The following is a 16,636-nucleotide window of genomic DNA, read 5'->3' as shown; positions in this document are numbered from 1 at the left end:
CATGACACGCACTGCACGCAAAGAGGCCGCGTAGGATGGGGCCGCCAACCGAACGCATCGCGGAAGACAAGGCGTTGCCCGAAAGCGTCGACGTGGTCGTCGTCGGGGGCGGCATCATCGGAATCAGCACGGCGCGCTTTCTCGCGGAGAAGGGCTTGTCGGTCGCCGTCTGCGAGAAAGGACATATCGCCGGCGAGCAGTCGAGCCGCAACTGGGGCTGGTGCCGCGCGACGCATCGCGATTTGCGCGAACTCGAACTGAGCCTCGAAAGCCTGAAGCTGTGGCGACGCATGGACGCCGATCTCGGCATCGACAGTGGCTATCGCGAATGCGGCATCCTCTACGCCGCCGACGACGCCCGCGCCCTCGCCGGTCACGAAGCCTGGCTGGCCCGCGCCGTCGCCAAAGTGGGCCGCGACGGTATCGATTCGCGCATCGTGTCGCCCGACGAAACCGCCGCGCTGATGCCCGGCGCGGCGCGCCGATTCGCGGGCGGCATCTACACGCCGAGCGATGGCCGCGCCGAACCGCAACGCGCCGTGCCCGCGATGGCCGCGGCGCTGCGCCAGCGCGGCGTCAAGATCGCGATGCCGTGCGCGGTGCGCGGCGTCGAAACAAGCGGCGGTGCGGTAAGCGCGGTGGTGACCGAACACGGCCGGATTCGCTGCCAGAGCGTGGTCGTCGCGGGCGGAGCATGGACGCGTCTCTTCGCAGGCAATCTTGGCGTGGACGTGCCGCAACTGATGGTGCGCTCGTCGGTCATGCGCACCGCTCCGCTTCCCGGCGGGCCCGAAGTCAGCGCGTGCAATCAGGCGCTGGGGTATCGCAAGCGGATGGATGGCGGATACACCCTCGCCAATGCCTTTCGGAGTTATAGCGACATCACGCCCGACAGTTTCCGGCTCTTTACCAAATTCCTTCCCGCGCTCAAAAGCCAGTTCGGCTCGATCAAGCTCAGTTTCAACGCGCGCTTTTTCGAAGAACTGCGGCGTCCGCGCCGCTGGCCGCTCGATCAGCCGACGGTCTTCGAAACCGTCCGCACGCTCGATCCCGCGCCTGTCGAAGCGTTCAACGACACCGCGCTTGCCGAGTTCCGCGCGATCTTCCCATCGCTCGCGCCGGTCGCGGTGGAGCAGGCTTGGGCAGGCTATATCGACGTGACGCCCGACGCGGTGCCCGTCATTTCCGGCGTCGAGCGCACGCACGGGCTGTTCATCGCAACGGGATTCTCAGGGCATGGCTTCGGCATCGGGCCGGGCGCGGGCAAGCTGATGGCCGACCTCGTCGCCAACGATGCGCCCTTCGTGGATCCGCATGCGTTCCGCCTGTCGCGCTTCTTCGACGGCAGCCGCATCGAACTGGACGGCGGCTTCTGAGCGCATCGGACGATGCGGCGCGGCGCCAGGCGGCGCGCTAACATACCGGTTTTGCGGCCAGCGCATGCGCGCTGGCTGCCGCAATCATCGCTAGAGGCTTTCATGGCATCCACGCCGCTGTTGTATGTCGACGTCTGGTCGGACTTCGTGTGTCCTTTCTGCTATCTGGAAACGCCGGTGCTCGACCAGTTGCGCAACGCCTACGGCGACGCCGTCGAGGTTCGCTGGCATGCGTTCGAGCTGCGCCCCGAACCCGCGCCGCTGCTCGATCCGAACAGCGACACGATTCACGAGGCATGGGAAAAATCGGTGCGTCCGCTCGCCGAAGAACGCGGGCTGTTGATGCGCCTGCCGTCCGTCGCGCCGCGCAGCCGCAAGGCGTTCGAAACGGTTTTGTTCGCGCGTGAGTCCGGCCGATACGACCTCGTGCATCGCGCCATCTTCAAGGCTTACTTCGAGGAAGGCATCGATATCGGCGATCAGGATGCACTCATCGACATCGCCGCGACCTGCGGCATCGACCCGGAACTGCTGGAAGAATCGCTCGACGACGGCACCTACACCGATCTCGTCATCGAAGACGAAGAGTTCGCGAAGCAACTCGGCATCAGCGGCGTGCCGTTCGCCGTGCTGTCGCGCGAACCGGCGCCGGGCCAGGAACCGCCGCCGCCGATCGCACTGCGCGGCGCCGCGCCGATTCAGCACTACGAAGCCGCAATCGAGCGGCTGTTCCCGGACGGTTTCCCGGGAAGCTGACATCGGCGCGCGCAGCCGTCTAGCTGTGCTCCGCCATGAACGACTTCAGCGCGATGCGCTGCGAAGCATCCAGCGCTTCGAACTCGAGCCCGTAGGCCGCGCCCGGCGCGCCTGACTCCGCCGGGCCGACGTGACGCACGATCGCGGTCGTATCGATTTCGACATCGACGCCATCGGTGCAGAACCGGAACGAAAGTTTCAGGCGGTCCCCGGCGCGCGCAGTCGCGGTTGGCACCGACAGCGACATGCCGTACGGGCTGATATCGGCGACGCGGCCGAGTTGCGGCACCGCGCTCGCTACCGCTTCCGTCGAAAAGCGCGCACCGAGGCAGGTCGGAAGCCGCGCGAACTTGCGCGCCCGCAAGCGGCGGATCGCGCCCGGCGCCGATAACACCACGTAGTTGAAGGGCTCGCGGCTGGTTGCATCGACGGTGCAGGCGAAGCGGAACACGCCCCGTCCGGTCAGCGCGACGAGATCGACCTGTTCGCCGCGCGTCAGTTCGAGCGGATCGGAACCAGCCATGACCGGCTGCGTGACGAAAAGCGACCGTTCGCCGTTGCGACGCGGATTCGAGAAGCCGATTACGCGGCTCGCGTACATCGCGGACCCGGAGATGCTGGCGCCGCGCAAGCCGACGCGTCCGCCAATGGCGAGACTCATGTCCTCGAGTGTCGGCGCTCCATCGGCGGCTGTTTCAATGGCGGCGGAAGCGCGCGTCACTTCAAGCGACGGACGATGCGGCTCGAAATGACGATAAAGGAAAGCGCGCACGGCTTCGTCCGGGACGACGGTGCCGCTATCGAACAGCACCGCGCCATCGGGCGCGAGGATCGGCCATTCGAGCGGCGCTTTCAGCGGGATATCGGCTGCATTCAGACGGACGAGAGCCGGTCGTTTCTCAGAGACGGAGTCCGCGAGCATTTGGTCAGAATATTCTTAAGTGTTTGGTGCAATCCTCTTAGTTGCTCGCTCGCCCGTCAAGTGTTTTCGGAAATCATTACATATCGGGACGGAACGTCTTCGAATTTCGGTTATTGATACCGCGCTCCCGGTTGCGCGGCGCAATGTTATGCGCATAAAAGCTAAAGGGTCTGCGCCGAGTATGTGTCGCACTGGCGAACGTCGCCGGACGACAGTCCGCGCTTTAACCATCGCTGTCGCTGCGCGCTCGTCCCGTGCGTGAACGCCTCCGGCACGACGCGCCCCTGCGTCTGTTGCTGCAAGCGGTCATCGCCGATTGCAGCCGCCGCATTCAGGCCTTGCTCGAAATCGCCCGGCTCGATCAGCTTCGCGTTCTGCTGCTGCGCGACCGCCGCCCAAACGCCCGCAAAGCAATCCGCCTGTAACTCGACTCGCACCGACAACGCATTCGCCTGCTCACGCGACATCCGGGAGCGAGCGCGATCGACCTTGTCGGAGACGCCGAGCACGTTTTGCACGTGATGCCCCACTTCATGCGCGATCACGTACGCCTGCGCGAAGTCTCCGCTCGCGCCGAAGCGGTCGCGCAGTTCGCGATAGAAAGAAAGATCGATGTACACGTTGCGGTCCGCCGGACAGTAGAACGGGCCCATGGCGGCCTGCCCTGTTCCGCAGGCGGTCTGCGTGCCGCCCGAGAAGAGCACGAGCTTCGGCGCCGGATAGTCCTGATTGAACTCCGTGCGGAAGATGTGCTGCCAGGTGCGCTCCGTATTGCCGAGCACGCGGCGCACGAACACAGCGCCGGCATCGTGAGCCGGTTCCGCATTGCTTGGCGCGGCCTGACGTTGCGGCGCATTGCCTTGAAGCACTTGCGCGCCGTTGATGATCGTCATCGGGTTGATGCCGAAAAAGTACGACGCGGCCAGCGCCAGCACGATGGTGCCGATCCCTATCGTTCCCCCGCCGACGCCGAAGCCGCCCGAGCCCCGCCGGTCTTCGACGTTCTGACTTTCACTTTCATCATCGAGGCGCATGTAGGTTCTCCTTGTGTTCGCGCGTCATGCGTTTCTGGAAAGCCAGTATCGTACCCGCGCGCTGCACGGATTCTGCACCGCACGCAGGTGAAACTTCGTCCCCCCATTCCGCTTCAGTGCGTCTGATGCAGTGCGGTCGATTGTCGCGAGAAGCACGTCGCGCACCCGGCGACGCAACGCCGGCCGTCATCTCGAAAACGCATAAATATCAATCGGATAACGCCGCCAACTCGTTGAAACTGCGGCATTTCCGCACAATGCGGCATCTCTGACGCAACGCAACAGTCGTGCATTTTCGGCGCTAAGCTCCGGCCGTGATCAGACGCAATCGTCGCGACACACAACCGGCCAGACCTTTACGAACGGCCGCGTGAATTTCAAAAAGACAAGTCATCATGCACTCGACTCCCGAAGCAATCGATCTGGCGCGGATACAGTTCGCGTTCACCGTATCGTTTCACATCATCTTTCCTGCCCTGAGCATCGGGCTCGCGAGTTTCATCGCCGTGCTCGAAGGCGCGTGGCTCAAAACAGGCAAGCCCGTCTACAAGGAACTCTGCCTGTTCTGGTCGAAGATTTTCGCCGTGGCATTCGGCATGGGCGTGGTGTCGGGCGTCGTCATGGCGTATGAATTCGGCACCAACTGGGGCGGCTTCTCCACCTTCGCCGGTCCCATCACAGGGCCGCTGCTGACCTACGAAGTGATGACCGCGTTCTTCCTCGAAGCGGGCTTTCTCGGCATCATGCTGTTCGGCTGGAACAAGGTCGGCCCGAAGGCGCACTTCGGCGCGACGCTGATGGTCGCCATCGGCACGCTCATTTCGACGTTCTGGATCCTCGCATCCAATAGCTGGATGCAGACGCCGCAAGGCTTTCGCATAGAAGGCGATCATGTCGTGCCGGTCGACTGGTTCGCGATCGTCTTCAATCCGTCGTTCCCGTACCGGCTCGCGCATATGGCGATTGCCGCGTTCATCGTCGCGGCGCTCGTGGTGGCGGCGACGGGCGCATGGCACCTGTTGAAAGGGCGGCGCGACCCGGCGATCAAGAAGACTTTCTCGATGGCGCTGTGGCTGCTGCTCGCGCTGACGCCGCTTCAGGCGCTGGTCGGCGACGCGCACGGCATCAACACGCGGGAGCATCAGCCGGCAAAGATCGCGGCGATCGAAGGCATCTGGGAAACCGAGAAAGGCGGCACCGCGCTGAACCTGTTCGGCATCCCCGACATGGAAGCCGAGACCACGAAGTACGCCGTGCAGATCCCGCATCTCGGCAGCCTGATCCTCACGCATAGCTGGGATGGCGAGATTCGCGGTCTCAAGTCATTTCCGAAGGACGAGCGCCCGAACTCGACGATCGTGTTCTGGAGCTTTCGCGTGATGGCTGGCCTCGGTGTGTTGATGATCGTGATGTCGGTGGCGTCCTGGCTGCTGCATCGCAAGCGCCGGTTGTTCGAGGCACGCTGGTTTCATCGCTTCGTGTTGCTGATGGGCCCGAGCGGTTTCATCACGCTGCTTGCGGGCTGGGTGACGACGGAAGCCGGGCGTCAGCCGTGGGTCGTGTACGGCGTGATGCGCACGGCCGATGCCGTCTCGCCCGTCACCGCGCAGCAAGTGGGCGTGTCGCTGCTGGCGTTCGTGATCGTGTACACGATCGTGTTCGGCACGGGCATCTACTACTTGTTGAAGCTGCTGCGTCAGGGCCCCGCGCTGCCGGGACAGACGCCGCACGAGCCGTCATCGGAAGGCACCGCGCGCCGGCCGCTTTCCTTGCCTACCCAGTCCATCGAAGGAGCGTAACAACATGGACCTGACAGTTGCCTGGGCCGCGATCATCGCATTGGGCCTCTTCATGTACGTGGTGCTCGACGGTTTCGACCTGGGCATCGGCATTCTCTTTCCGTTCTTCCCGGACCAGCACGACCGCGACGTGATGATGAACACCGTCGCGCCCGTCTGGGACGGCAACGAAACGTGGCTCGTGCTCGGCGGCGCAGGGCTTTTTGCCGCCTTTCCGATGGTCTACTCGACTGTCTTGTCGGCGCTCTATCTGCCGCTCGTGCTGATGCTCGTATGCCTGATCTTCCGGGGCGTGTCGTTCGAGATCCGGTCCAAGGCCACCCGCACCCGGCATCTGTGGGACCTTGCGTTCATCGGCGGATCGGCGGGCGCGACGTTCTTTCAGGGCGTGGCGCTCGGCGCGTTCCTCGAAGGCATCCCCGTTGCGGACGGACGCTTCTCCGGCGATGCCTTCGGCTGGTTTACGCCCTTTGCGATGTTCACCGGCGGCGCGCTCGTCGTCACGTACGCGCTGCTCGGCGCTTGCTGGCTGATCGCGAAGACCGAAGGCGAGTTGCAGCGGCGGATGTATCGCGTCGTGTGGCCGCTGACGCTGCTGCAGCTCGCGACGATCGCTGTCGTCAGCGTGTGGACGCCCCTGCTCGATGCGGGCATTGCGTCGCGCTGGTTCGACTCGCCGCTGTTCTACCGGATGCTGCCGGTTCCGGTGCTCGTCGCGGCGTGCGCGTGGGCGATGCGCCGGTCGATCGATTCGCGTCACGAGAAGCGGCCGTTCGCGATGGCGCTCGGCTTCGTGCTGCTCGGTTATGCGGGACTGGTGGCGAGCATTTCGCCGCACGACATCTTTCCGGGCGTGTCGATCTGGGATGCGGCGTCGCCGCGTTCGAGCCAGCTATTTACGATCGTTGGCGCGGCGGTGATCTTGCCGGTGATCGTCGCCTATACGACGCTGGGGTATTGGGTATTCAGAGGAAAGGTGCGCCATGGCGAACATCACTATCACTAAGCGGATGCGCGGCGTTTTCTGGTTCTTTGCGCTTTGGGCCGCTGGCGTCGGCGCAACGATGTTGCTCGCGCTGCCGTTCAAGTTGCTGATTCGGTGGGGGACTGCTGCGGGGTTTTGAGTTGTCGCTGCGAGGGGACGGGCTACCTACGTGTTAATGCAGTAGCCGCGTTCCCGGCGGTGTCGACCAGCGTTTCTGACGCTTTGGCTCCTGCTCCGGTTCGATGCTTTGAACCGCCCACAAATACCGTTGAGTAGAACGAGCCTGACGCAGCCCTGAATCGCCTTCAACGTCAGTCGAGCCGCTTTGCCCAGTAAGAACCGACGCAAAGCAGCACGAAGCGCGACATCATCGACGTGAGCGGGTCGGCCAATCGGACCCTTGCTCACTCATCGCCTAAAACAACCACCCCGCCACCACCCCGCCGATCACACCAAACGCGACCACCGACGCCGCCACGAACGCCAGTACCTTCGGCGGAAACGACCGCCCGAGCATCACCAGCGACGGCACGCTCACCGGCGGCAGCGTCATCAAAAGCGCGCCCGCCGGACCCGTCGCCATGCCGAGCGACAGCATCGCCTGAATGATGGGCACTTCGCCCGCCGTCGGGATCACGAACAGCGTGCCCGCCACCGCGAACGCGATGATCCACAGCGCAGCATTGCCGATATCCGGCCCGATATGCGGAAAGAGCCACGCCCGCGCCGCGCCCAGCAGCAGCACCAGCACGATGTACTCCGGCACGAGCCGCAGCGTCATGCGGCCGAGAATCTTCAGCCAGCGCGTGAATGCCGTGCCCGGATCGTCCTCCTGAACCAGCTTCGACAACGCCTCGCGCGATGCCGCCGCCTGCGCCGGCGTCACCATGCGATTCACCGCGTAGCCAAGGCCGAACACCATCAGCACGCCCAGCACGAGACGCAAACCCGTCCACTGCCAGCCGAGCACGAAGCCCATGAACACCAGCGCCGCCGGGTTCAGCACCGTGTTGCCGAGCCAGAACGCGATGGCCGCGCCAGGGGCCGCCTGCCGCGCCCGCAAGCCCGCGACCACCGGCGCCGCGCAGCACGTGCACATCATGCCCGGCAGAGACATCAGCCCGCCATTCACGACGCTGCCGAAGTTATGCTCGCCGAGCGCACGCGCCACCCAGCGCGGCGGAATCAACGCCTGCACCGCCGATCCGAGCAGCAGACCGAGCACCATCGCCTGCCAGATGGCCTTGCCGTAGGCCATCGCGTAATCGAGCGCAGCCTGCCATGACGGCCCGGGCGCGCTTGCCGACGTGCCCATCAGGATCGACTTGCCGATCGAATGCTGGCTCGCCGCGACGAACGCGCGGTTGTAGTAGGGAAACCATTTGACGTAGCAGAGGCCCGCGACGGCGATCAGCAGGAACACCATCCAGCCGAGCGCGACGCGAGGTTGTCGGAGCGTGGTCATATTTGTTATTTCTGAGTGGAACAAAAAGATTAGCCGAGCACGACGGACGTCTCGGACAACTGCGCGAGCAGCGCCTTCGCCTGGTCGAGGCTGTCGGCGTCGTTCGGACGGAAAAGCATATGCGCCGCCTGGGGCAGTTGCGTGTAGAGCGCGCGGCTGCTGCGGCCATAGGCGGGATCATAGTGCCGGTCGATCAGTTCGGCGAAAAGCTCGGCGCGCGCGCCTTCATCGATCAGCCGATGCCAGTGCCCGACCCGCTCCCGGCTATGCAGCGCGACGAGCTTCGACAACTGCGCCTTGAAAAACTCCGGATCGTCGAAGAGATGCGCGTAGTCCTGCAACAGGAACGCGATACGGTCCTCGCGGCGCGCTTCGACTTCGACACACGCGGCTGCGTGCAGGCTGTCGAGCAGCGAGTCGGGCATCGTGACCGCGCCGATGCGCCGCCCTTCCGCCTCGATGAACACGGGCCGCGCCGGATCGAAGCCGCGCAGCGTCGCGACGAGCGCCGAATCGAATGCTTTCTGCGACGGCTGGTCGTGTCCCGGGAGCGCGCCGAGCAGCGAACCGCGATGCGCCGCCAGTCCTTCGAGGTCCAGCACTTGCGCCCCGGCGTGCCCGAGCGCCTGCAACAGCCGCGTCTTGCCGCTGCCCGTGTGGCCGATCAGCGCGACATAACGAAATCGCGCCGGCAATGTCGTCAGGCGATCCAGCACGTCACGCCGATAGCTCTTGTAGCCGCCTTCGAGCTGACGCGCCTGCCAGCCGATCATGTTGAACCACGTCGTCATCGAGCCGGAACGCTTGCCGCCGCGCCAGCAATAGATCAGCGGGCGCCAGTTGCGCGGGCGGTCGGCGAAGAGCGTATCGAGATGACGCGCGATATTGCGCGCGACCATCGCCGCGCCCACGCGCGTTGCCTCGAACGGCGAGACCTGCTTGTACATCGTGCCGACGATCACCCGCTCCTCGTTCTCGAGCACGGGTGCATTGATAGCGCCGGGAATGTGGTCCTCGGCGAATTCGAGCGGCGTGCGGACATCGACGATTTCGTCGAAGTCGCGGAGGCGATCGATGGAAACGAGCAGGTTTTTCACTGGAAAATCAATGCGAAAGAAGCGGCGGCGAAGCCTGAAATTATCGCACGGCTCACGGTTTCGCTTCAGCGCGCGATTTTGGTCACGCTTTTTGCACGCGATGCAATGCGGTTAAAGTGACAGGATCATCGGTCCAGGGACAAGCGATGAGCTACTACGAGACGATCGGCGCGCGCCGCTACCGCTTCGACGATCTGAAGACGCTGCTCGCCCGCGCAAGTCCGCGGCGTTCCGGCGACGAACTTGCGGGCGTCGCGGCCGCGTCGGAAGAAGAGCGCGTCGCCGCAAAAATGGCGCTCGCGCGGGTGCCGTTGCGCACGTTTCTCGACGAACCGCTGATTCCGTACGAGGACGACGAAGTCACGCGCCTGATCGTCGATACCCACGACGCCGATGCCTTCGCGCCCATCGCGCACCTGACCGTGGGCGAGTTCCGCGAGTGGCTGCTCTCCGATAGCGTCGATACCGCCGCGCTCGAACGCATCAAGATGGGCGTCACGCCGGAAATGGCCGCCGCCGTTTCCAAGCTCATGCGCAATCAGGACCTGATCCTCGCCGCGAAGAAGCGCCCGGTCGTCACGCGCTTTCGCACGACGATCGGCCTGCCGGGGCGGCTTTCGGTGCGCCTGCAGCCGAATCATCCGACCGACGATCCAAAAGGCATCGCGGCTTCCATGCTCGACGGCCTCTTTTACGGCTGCGGCGACGCCGTCATCGGCGTGAATCCGGCCTCCGATTCGCCCGCCGCCATCACCGCGCTGCTCACGATGATGGACGACTTTCGCCAGCGCTACGACGCGCCGATCCAGTCGTGCGTGCTGACCCACGTGACCAATACGATTGCCGCGATCGAGCACGGCGCACCCGTCGATCTCGTGTTTCAGTCGGTCGCGGGCACCGAGCGCGCGAACGCGAGCTTCGGCGTATCGCTCGCGCTGTTGCAGGAAGCGCACGAGGCGGCGAAGTCGCTCGGGCGCGGGACCGTCGGCGACAACGTCATGTACTTCGAAACCGGTCAGGGCAGCGCGTTGTCGGCAAACGCGCATCACGGCGTCGATCAGCAAACCTGCGAGGCGCGCGCCTACGCGGTCGCGCGCCGCTTCGAGCCACTTCTGACGAACACGGTCGTCGGCTTCATTGGCCCGGAATATCTTTACGATGGACGGCAGATCATCCGCGCCGGCCTGGAAGATCACTTCTGCGGCAAGCTGCTCGGCGTGCCGATGGGCTGCGACATCTGTTACACGAATCACGCCGAGGCCGATCAGGACGACATGGACACGCTGCTGACGCTGCTCGGCGTCGCGGGCGTGAACTTCATCATGGGCGTGCCCGGCGCCGACGACGTAATGCTCAACTATCAAAGCACCTCGTTCCACGACGCGCTCTTTATCCGCCGCGCGCTCGATCTCAAGCGCGCGCCTGAATTCGAAGCGTGGCTCGCGCAAATGCGCGTCACCGATACGTGCGGTGAACTGCTTTCCGCGCCAGGCCAACCGCTGCTCGACTGGATCGACACATGATGATCGAAGCGAATCCGTGGGATGCGCTGCGCCGGTTCACGAACGCCCGCATTGCGCTCGGGCGCGCGGGCAGCAGCCTGCCGACCGCGCCGCTGCTCGCCTTCCAGCTCGCCCATGCACAGGCGCGCGACGCGGTGCATCATCCGCTCGATACGGCCGCCCTCGCCGAGGCGATTCGCGCCGCCGGCTTCGATACGCTCGACGCCGCGAGCGCCGCGCCGGATCGCGATCACTACCTGCGCCGGCCGGACCTGGGCCGCGTGCTCGACGATGCCAGCGCAGCACGCCTCGCCGCCCGCGCGTCGCGCTGCGACATTGTGTTCGTCGCCGCCGACGGCCTCTCGGCAATCGCGACGCAGCGCCACGCCGCACCGCTGCTGTCGGCGCTGCGCGCGATGCTCGACGGCTGGTCCATCGGTCCGGTGGTGATCGCGACACAGGCGCGCGTCGCGATTGGCGATGCTATCGGTGAGCTTTTACGGGCGACGATCGTCGTCGTGATGATCGGCGAGCGGCCGGGCCTCAGTTCGCCCGACAGCCTTGGCCTCTACGTTACCTACGCGCCGCACGCCGGACGAAGCGACGCCGAGCGCAACTGCATATCGAACGTGCGGCCCGAGGGACTTGGCTACGACGCCGCCGCGTTCAAGCTGCACTGGCTGTTGCACGAGGCGCGCAGGCTCGAACTGACGGGCGTCGCGCTGAAAGATCACAGCAGCGCGCTGCCGCCGCCCTCTTCCGCGAACGCAAGACGGCTCGACAACGACGCTTAAGTCCGCAGCTTCCGATACACCGTCGTACGCGATACCCCCAACGCACGCGCCGCCGCCGATACGTTGCCGCCGTGCTTGTCGAGCGCCGCCGTGACCGCGCTCACGGCGATATCGGCGAGACGCGCATCGCTTGCGGGCGGCGTCGGCGCATCGTCCAGTTCTTCGAGGAAGTCGCGCGGAAGATGGCCGACGCGAATCTGCGTGTCGTGTTCGTCGAGCATCGCGCAGGCCGTGCGCAGCACGTTGCTCAACTGCCGCAAGTTGCCCGGCCAGCGATGCCGCGCGAACAGCGTGAGCACGTCGTCCGCGATGCCGACGGTGCGGCCCGCGCAGTCATCGCCGGCCAGCAGCCGACCGATGATCGCGCGAAGGTCGGTCCGCTCGCGAAGCGGCGGCAGCGTCACCGATAGCCCGTTGACCCGGTAATAAAGATCTTCGCGAAACGCGCCCGCCGCGACCTGCTCCCGCAGTTTGCGGTTGCTCGCGCAGATCAGCATGAAATCGACCGGCGTTGCGCGCGCCGCGCCGAGCGGTTCGACGACACGCTCCTGCAGGACACGCAGCAGACGGCTTTGCAGCGTGAGCGGCATGTCGCCGATTTCATCGAGAAACAGTGTGCCGCCGTTCGCCTGCGCAATTTTGCCCGTCGCGCCGCGCTTCGCCGCGCCGGTGAATGCGCCCTGCGCGTAGCCGAACAGTTCGGATTCAATCAGAGTCTCCGGCAGCGACGCGCAATTGACCGCGACGAACGGGCCATCGCGACGCGGCGAATCGCGATGAATGGCGCGCGCGAGCATTTCCTTGCCCGCGCCGGTCTCGCCGCCGATGAGTATCGGTATGGGCTTGCCGATCACCTTGCTGACGCGCTCGACGATATCGCGCATGGCCGGATCGCCGGTGCAGAGGTCGAGCAGATGCGACGGCGGCGCAGGCTGCGTGCTGCGCCGAGGCGTGGATGGCGCGCGGCGCGCATCGAACCGCACGCTCGCGAACACGCCGACGCCATTGTGCAATTCGAGCCGGCATGTTTCGCCTGCCCGCGCGGCCAATGCGTCCGCAGTCGCGCCGAACAGCGAGGTCAGCGTCTCCCTACGCAGCCGTCCGAGTTCGACGCCCAGCTGAAACTGCGCGCTGCGGTTCGCACTGAGCAGGCGGCCGCCGGAATCGAAAACGGCGATGCCTTCCATCAACGTGCCGATGAACTCAGGGCGGCTGTGGAAATGGATACGCCAGCCATCGTCGAACGCGCTCCCGATGAGCCGGTTTTCGATCATCTGCCCGGACATCCTGACGAGCGCCATCGTGTGCTGGTGATAGCCGCGCCTGTCGCCGGTCACGTCGAGCACGCCGCTCAGGTTGCCGAGCGGATCGAGAATCGGCACGCTCGAACACGTCAGGAAGTGATTGGCGCGCAGATAGTGCTGGTCGCCGTGCACGGTGATGGCTTCGCGCGCCGCGATGGTCGTGCCGATCGCGTTCGTGCCCTGCAGCGCCTCGCTCCATACCGCGCCCGCCCGCAGCGAGACTTTCTGCGCGCGGGCGAGGAAATCGTCGTCGCCGAGAGAATGGAGGATAAGCCCGCTCGCGTCCGTCAGCGCGATCATGCTGTGCGTATTGGCGATCTGTGCGTACAGCGTTTCCATGACCGGCAACGCATGGGCGAAGAGCGTGTGGCTTTCGTCCAGCCGGAACGCGAGTTCGGGCGTGGACAGCACGGCGTAGTCGGGTCGCATGTCGGCGATGAGGCCGAACGTGGCGGAACGCTCGTGTGCGTGACGGATGACGTCCTGCTGCACGACGTCATGATGCGCCGGCCGCAAAGCCGCGCCGAAGGCATGCATGGCTTCCTCCTTTCGATCCATCGCGCGCCTGACCGATGTGGCCGGCGCGGCCGGTCGAATGTCTCCTCGACGGAATCTAACATTCTCCCGGCTCTCGGGTCGATGCGAGGAAGCGCTACTGCCCGGCTTCCACGGTCGACGTCACAGCACGAGCGACCCCGCCGAAATCGCGACGATAAGGAAGATCACGAACAGTACGAGGAAGATGAAGAAGCAGATTTTTGCGATGCCTGCCGCGCCGGACGACACACGCCCGAAGCCGAAGAAGCCGGCAATAACGGAAATCACCGCGAAGAGGATGGCGAGCTTGAGCATGACAGCGAGTCCTTTCTGGTGATGGATGCGTCGCTATCTGCAAGTGTCGTGCCGGGGTTGTTTAAGGCACCGGAAGGATCGACGGTTAGTTGCCTTCGGAGCACTGGAAAAAGGGCAGCACACTCTCGTGCTGCCCTTCTCGTGGAGTTAGCGCACTGCCCGATTGTCCGCTGCAGCAACCGCCGCACTCGCCGGCACGGGCCGCCGCGCACGCAACCACTCCGCGACCGGCTGATGCAATCGCGGCACCGCCAGCAGCGCGGTAATCGCGATTGCATCGGCGGCGAGACCGGCAGGCACGTTGATGAAACCGTCGGTCATCGTGAAGAGAATCGAATCGACGACGAGCGATATCACCGTTCCCGCGACGAAGCAGACCATGCCGTCGCGCCCGATCGCCCCGACCCACGGCAAACGCCGTGCAATCGCCTTAACGACGCCGTAGCGTGCGAGATCCGACGCGATCCATGCAATTGCCAGGAAGTTGACGACGCGCGCCCCCGCCAGATCACGCTTGAACGCGCTGTCGAGCACGGGCGGCAACACGAGCAGCTTGTAGTACGCCATGCCGGCGATGAGCGCGAACGCCGCGGCGCTGATCGTCCAGCCGAAGCGATGCGACGCGATCCGCTGATACACCGGCTGGCAGCGCGCCAGCACGCCGAGCATGAACATCAGCTGCCAGGCGGCGGGGTTGAAGTCCCAGAGGGTGTCGTCGACGGAAGGCATGTATTCGCCGATCTGCGGCGCGCACGCCCACAGCGCGAGGCTCAGGCCGAGCAGCAGCCACGGCTTGCTGCGTGCCAGCGGCAGCGCGAGCGGCACGGAAAGCGCGAACAGCGCGTACATCGGCAGGACGGCGGCGAGATACGGCTGGCGCTCGAACGTCAGAATCTGGGCGATGGACGACAACGGCGCGGACATCAGGCTGTCCAGGTCATGCAGCGCGAGGTTCGGCGCGTGACCGTAGAACGGCCGCAGCAGGAACGTGGCGACCAGCATCAGCACCGCCGTGACGACGAAGGCGCGGTAAATCTCGAACGCGCGCTTGATGAAGCGCATGCGCGCCGCGCTTTCGGAGCGGCGTTCCGCGAGCGACACATACGCCGTCGCGGTGGCGAAACCGCCGAGAAAGACGAAGACTTCGGCGGCGTCGTTCAGCGCGAACGCATGCAGCGTGAAACGCGACAGCATGCTTCCGCCGATATGATCGACCACGATAATCAGCAGGACGAGTCCACGAAAGAAATCCAGCTCGACGAGGCGTTGCGATTTTCCGGACATGCGGCGTATGGTGGGTTCCTGCGCGGCTCGCAGGCAGGTTCAAAAGCGGGGCCGCGTCACGCGGCATCGAAGCATAGGAGTTTACCCGTAAATGCGGCAGCGCATCATCGGAACAGACGGAGTTTTCTGTTTCAAATCCGATCTTTGTCGCTTTTTAGGATATGTGAGAACTTTCTACCCCCGTTCGTCTCGAAAAGTTTTCATCTTGCTTTCAAGCTATGGGCGGACAGGCTAAGATCACGCCCTCTTTCTCACATCAACCACACGCTCGCATGGACTATTTCGCCGCCCTCGTCACCGATCCCGCCGCCTGGGCCGCCCTCGCGACTCTCGTCGTGATGGAGGTCGTGCTCGGCATCGACAACCTGATCTTCATCTCGATCCTCACCAACAAGCTGCCCCTCGCCCATCGGGAGCGCACGCAGCGCATCGGCATCGGACTTGCGCTGGTGATGCGGCTCGGCCTGCTCGGCACCGTCGCGCTGATCGTGCGGCTCACGGCGCCGATCTTCGAGGCATTTGGTCACGGCTTCTCATGGCGCGACCTGATCCTCATTGCGGGCGGCGTCTTCCTCGTCTGGAAGGCGACGACGGAAATCCACCATCACGTTTCGCACGACGATAACGACGCCGGCCCCGCGACAGGCGGCACGCTCACGCCGTTGTCCGCGATCGGCCAGATTCTCGTCCTCGACCTCGTGTTTTCCATCGACAGCATCGTGACGGCGGTGGGCATGACCGAGCACATTCCGATCATGTTCATCGCGGTGATTGCGGCGGTGACGGTGATGCTGTTCGCGGCGGGGCCGCTGTCGCGGTTCATCGAGCGCAATCCGACCATCGTGATGCTCGCACTGGGCTTCCTGCTCGTGATCGGGATGACGCTGATCGCCGAAGGTTTCGGCTCGCACGTGCCGAAGGGCTACATCTATGCGGCGATGGCCTTCTCCGCGCTGGTCGAAGGGCTGAACATGCTGGCGCGCAAGGCGAACAGCAAGCGCCGGAGTCAGGCCCCGCACGAAGCGAAGCATTGAGCGCGTCGCGGGCGATGCGGCTAGAACGGCAATTCGCGCTGCGGGTTGTCGTTCGCGGCCGCTTCGGGCGTAAGCGGTAAGGGCTGCGCACGCAACCATCGCCCGATTGCGTCGACGACATGACGGCGCTCGGCTTCGTCGAGCGCCTTGCCCGCCGCGATGCCATGCCACTTCGCGAGACACGTCCTGCAGCACGTCGCGGTTGCGTGCTGCGCGATGAACACCGGATGCCCGCGAAACGGCGTCTGCTTGCCGTCGTTCGGCGGCGCTTGCGGCGCAAGACGCTTGCCGATCAACTCGTCCGCCTGCGCGAGCACCGTTTCGATTCCGCGCTCGCGCAAGTACCGCCCTTCCCGCACGCCCAGCGCAAAACGCCGGCGAAACGCCGATTTCCCGAGTGCTTCGAACACGGCGTCGAGGTCGCGCATTCGA

15 protein-coding genes are annotated in these 16,636 nt (G+C 64.9%); 7 read left to right on the top strand and 8 right to left on the bottom strand.

Annotated elements, in window-relative coordinates; all coding sequences use genetic code 11:
* Positions 1–35: 35 nt before the first annotated feature.
* Positions 36–1,376: an NAD(P)/FAD-dependent oxidoreductase gene (locus LDZ21_RS16080; RefSeq protein ID WP_244795792.1), complete on the top strand. Its 1,341-nt coding sequence runs from the start codon at positions 36–38 to the stop codon at positions 1,374–1,376.
* 102 nt (positions 1,377–1,478) lie between these two features.
* A complete protein-coding gene (locus LDZ21_RS16075; protein WP_244795791.1) occupies positions 1,479–2,132 on the top strand; it encodes a DsbA family oxidoreductase in 654 nt (217 codons plus the stop codon).
* Between the two features lie 19 nt (positions 2,133–2,151).
* Here the strand turns inward: LDZ21_RS16075 and LDZ21_RS16070 are convergent, their stop codons facing one another.
* Together LDZ21_RS16070 and ypfJ are read right to left on the bottom strand one after the other, a co-directional pair.
* Positions 2,152–3,054 (bottom strand): flagellar brake protein, encoded by a 903-nt coding sequence (locus tag LDZ21_RS16070; protein WP_244795790.1) that lies wholly within the window; start codon positions 3,052–3,054, stop codon positions 2,152–2,154.
* 161 nt (positions 3,055–3,215) lie between these two features.
* Positions 3,216–4,088 (bottom strand): KPN_02809 family neutral zinc metallopeptidase, encoded by an 873-nt coding sequence (gene ypfJ, locus LDZ21_RS16065; protein WP_244795789.1) that lies wholly within the window; start codon positions 4,086–4,088, stop codon positions 3,216–3,218.
* A 395-nt stretch (positions 4,089–4,483) separates the two neighbouring features.
* Here ypfJ and LDZ21_RS16060 point away from each other — a divergent pair, with 395 nt between their 5' ends.
* A complete protein-coding gene (locus tag LDZ21_RS16060; protein WP_244795788.1) occupies positions 4,484–5,887 on the top strand; it encodes a cytochrome ubiquinol oxidase subunit I in 1,404 nt (467 codons plus the stop codon).
* Positions 5,888–5,891: 4 nt separating this feature from the next.
* A complete protein-coding gene (gene cydB, locus LDZ21_RS16055) occupies positions 5,892–6,893 on the top strand; it encodes a cytochrome d ubiquinol oxidase subunit II (protein WP_244795787.1) in 1,002 nt (333 codons plus the stop codon).
* Positions 6,894–7,287: 394 nt separating this feature from the next.
* Here the strand turns inward: cydB and LDZ21_RS16050 are convergent, their stop codons facing one another.
* Both LDZ21_RS16050 and mnmH read right to left on the bottom strand, forming a co-directional pair.
* Positions 7,288–8,337, bottom strand: a complete 1,050-nt coding sequence (locus tag LDZ21_RS16050) for a permease (protein WP_244795786.1) — start codon at positions 8,335–8,337, stop codon at positions 7,288–7,290.
* 29 nt (positions 8,338–8,366) lie between these two features.
* Positions 8,367–9,434, bottom strand: a complete 1,068-nt coding sequence (gene mnmH / locus LDZ21_RS16045; protein WP_244795785.1) for a tRNA 2-selenouridine(34) synthase MnmH — start codon at positions 9,432–9,434, stop codon at positions 8,367–8,369.
* 146 nt (positions 9,435–9,580) lie between these two features.
* Here mnmH and LDZ21_RS16040 point away from each other — a divergent pair, with 146 nt between their 5' ends.
* A complete protein-coding gene (locus LDZ21_RS16040; protein ID WP_244795784.1) occupies positions 9,581–10,957 on the top strand; it encodes an ethanolamine ammonia-lyase subunit EutB in 1,377 nt (458 codons plus the stop codon).
* Entirely contained in the window at positions 10,957–11,730 is a 774-nt protein-coding gene (gene eutC, locus LDZ21_RS16035) for an ethanolamine ammonia-lyase subunit EutC (RefSeq protein ID WP_244795875.1), read from the top strand. The genes LDZ21_RS16040 and eutC overlap by 1 nt, the downstream gene beginning before the upstream one ends.
* On the opposite strand, the gene LDZ21_RS16030 is transcribed toward eutC, so the two are convergent.
* The 3 genes from LDZ21_RS16030 to LDZ21_RS16020 all read right to left on the bottom strand — a co-directional run bounded on the left by LDZ21_RS16030 (position 11,727) and on the right by LDZ21_RS16020 (position 15,170).
* Positions 11,727–13,571 (bottom strand): sigma-54-dependent Fis family transcriptional regulator, encoded by a 1,845-nt coding sequence (locus LDZ21_RS16030; RefSeq protein ID WP_244795783.1) that lies wholly within the window; start codon positions 13,569–13,571, stop codon positions 11,727–11,729. The two genes, eutC and LDZ21_RS16030, sit on opposite strands and share 4 nt — an antisense overlap.
* 141 nt (positions 13,572–13,712) lie before the next feature.
* Positions 13,713–13,886, bottom strand: a complete 174-nt coding sequence (locus LDZ21_RS16025; RefSeq protein ID WP_035964337.1) for a DUF1328 domain-containing protein — start codon at positions 13,884–13,886, stop codon at positions 13,713–13,715.
* Positions 13,887–14,033: 147 nt separating this feature from the next.
* The gene (locus LDZ21_RS16020; protein ID WP_244795782.1) at positions 14,034–15,170 is read right to left on the bottom strand and encodes an OpgC domain-containing protein; all 1,137 of its coding nucleotides are present in this window, start codon (positions 15,168–15,170) and stop codon (positions 14,034–14,036) included.
* A 272-nt stretch (positions 15,171–15,442) separates the two neighbouring features.
* Here LDZ21_RS16020 and LDZ21_RS16015 point away from each other — a divergent pair, with 272 nt between their 5' ends.
* A complete protein-coding gene (locus tag LDZ21_RS16015; protein WP_244795781.1) occupies positions 15,443–16,204 on the top strand; it encodes a TerC family protein in 762 nt (253 codons plus the stop codon).
* A gap of 20 nt (positions 16,205–16,224) precedes the next feature.
* Here LDZ21_RS16015 and LDZ21_RS16010 read toward each other — a convergent pair whose 3' ends face one another.
* Positions 16,225–16,632: a DUF4186 domain-containing protein gene (locus tag LDZ21_RS16010; RefSeq protein WP_244795780.1), complete on the bottom strand. Its 408-nt coding sequence runs from the start codon at positions 16,630–16,632 to the stop codon at positions 16,225–16,227.
* Between the last annotated feature and the right edge of the window lie 4 nt (positions 16,633–16,636).

The organism is Caballeronia grimmiae (genome assembly GCF_022879615.1).
GTDB lineage: Bacteria > Pseudomonadota > Gammaproteobacteria > Burkholderiales > Burkholderiaceae > Caballeronia > Caballeronia grimmiae.
This window is presented reverse-complemented; position numbering and strand designations above follow the sequence as displayed.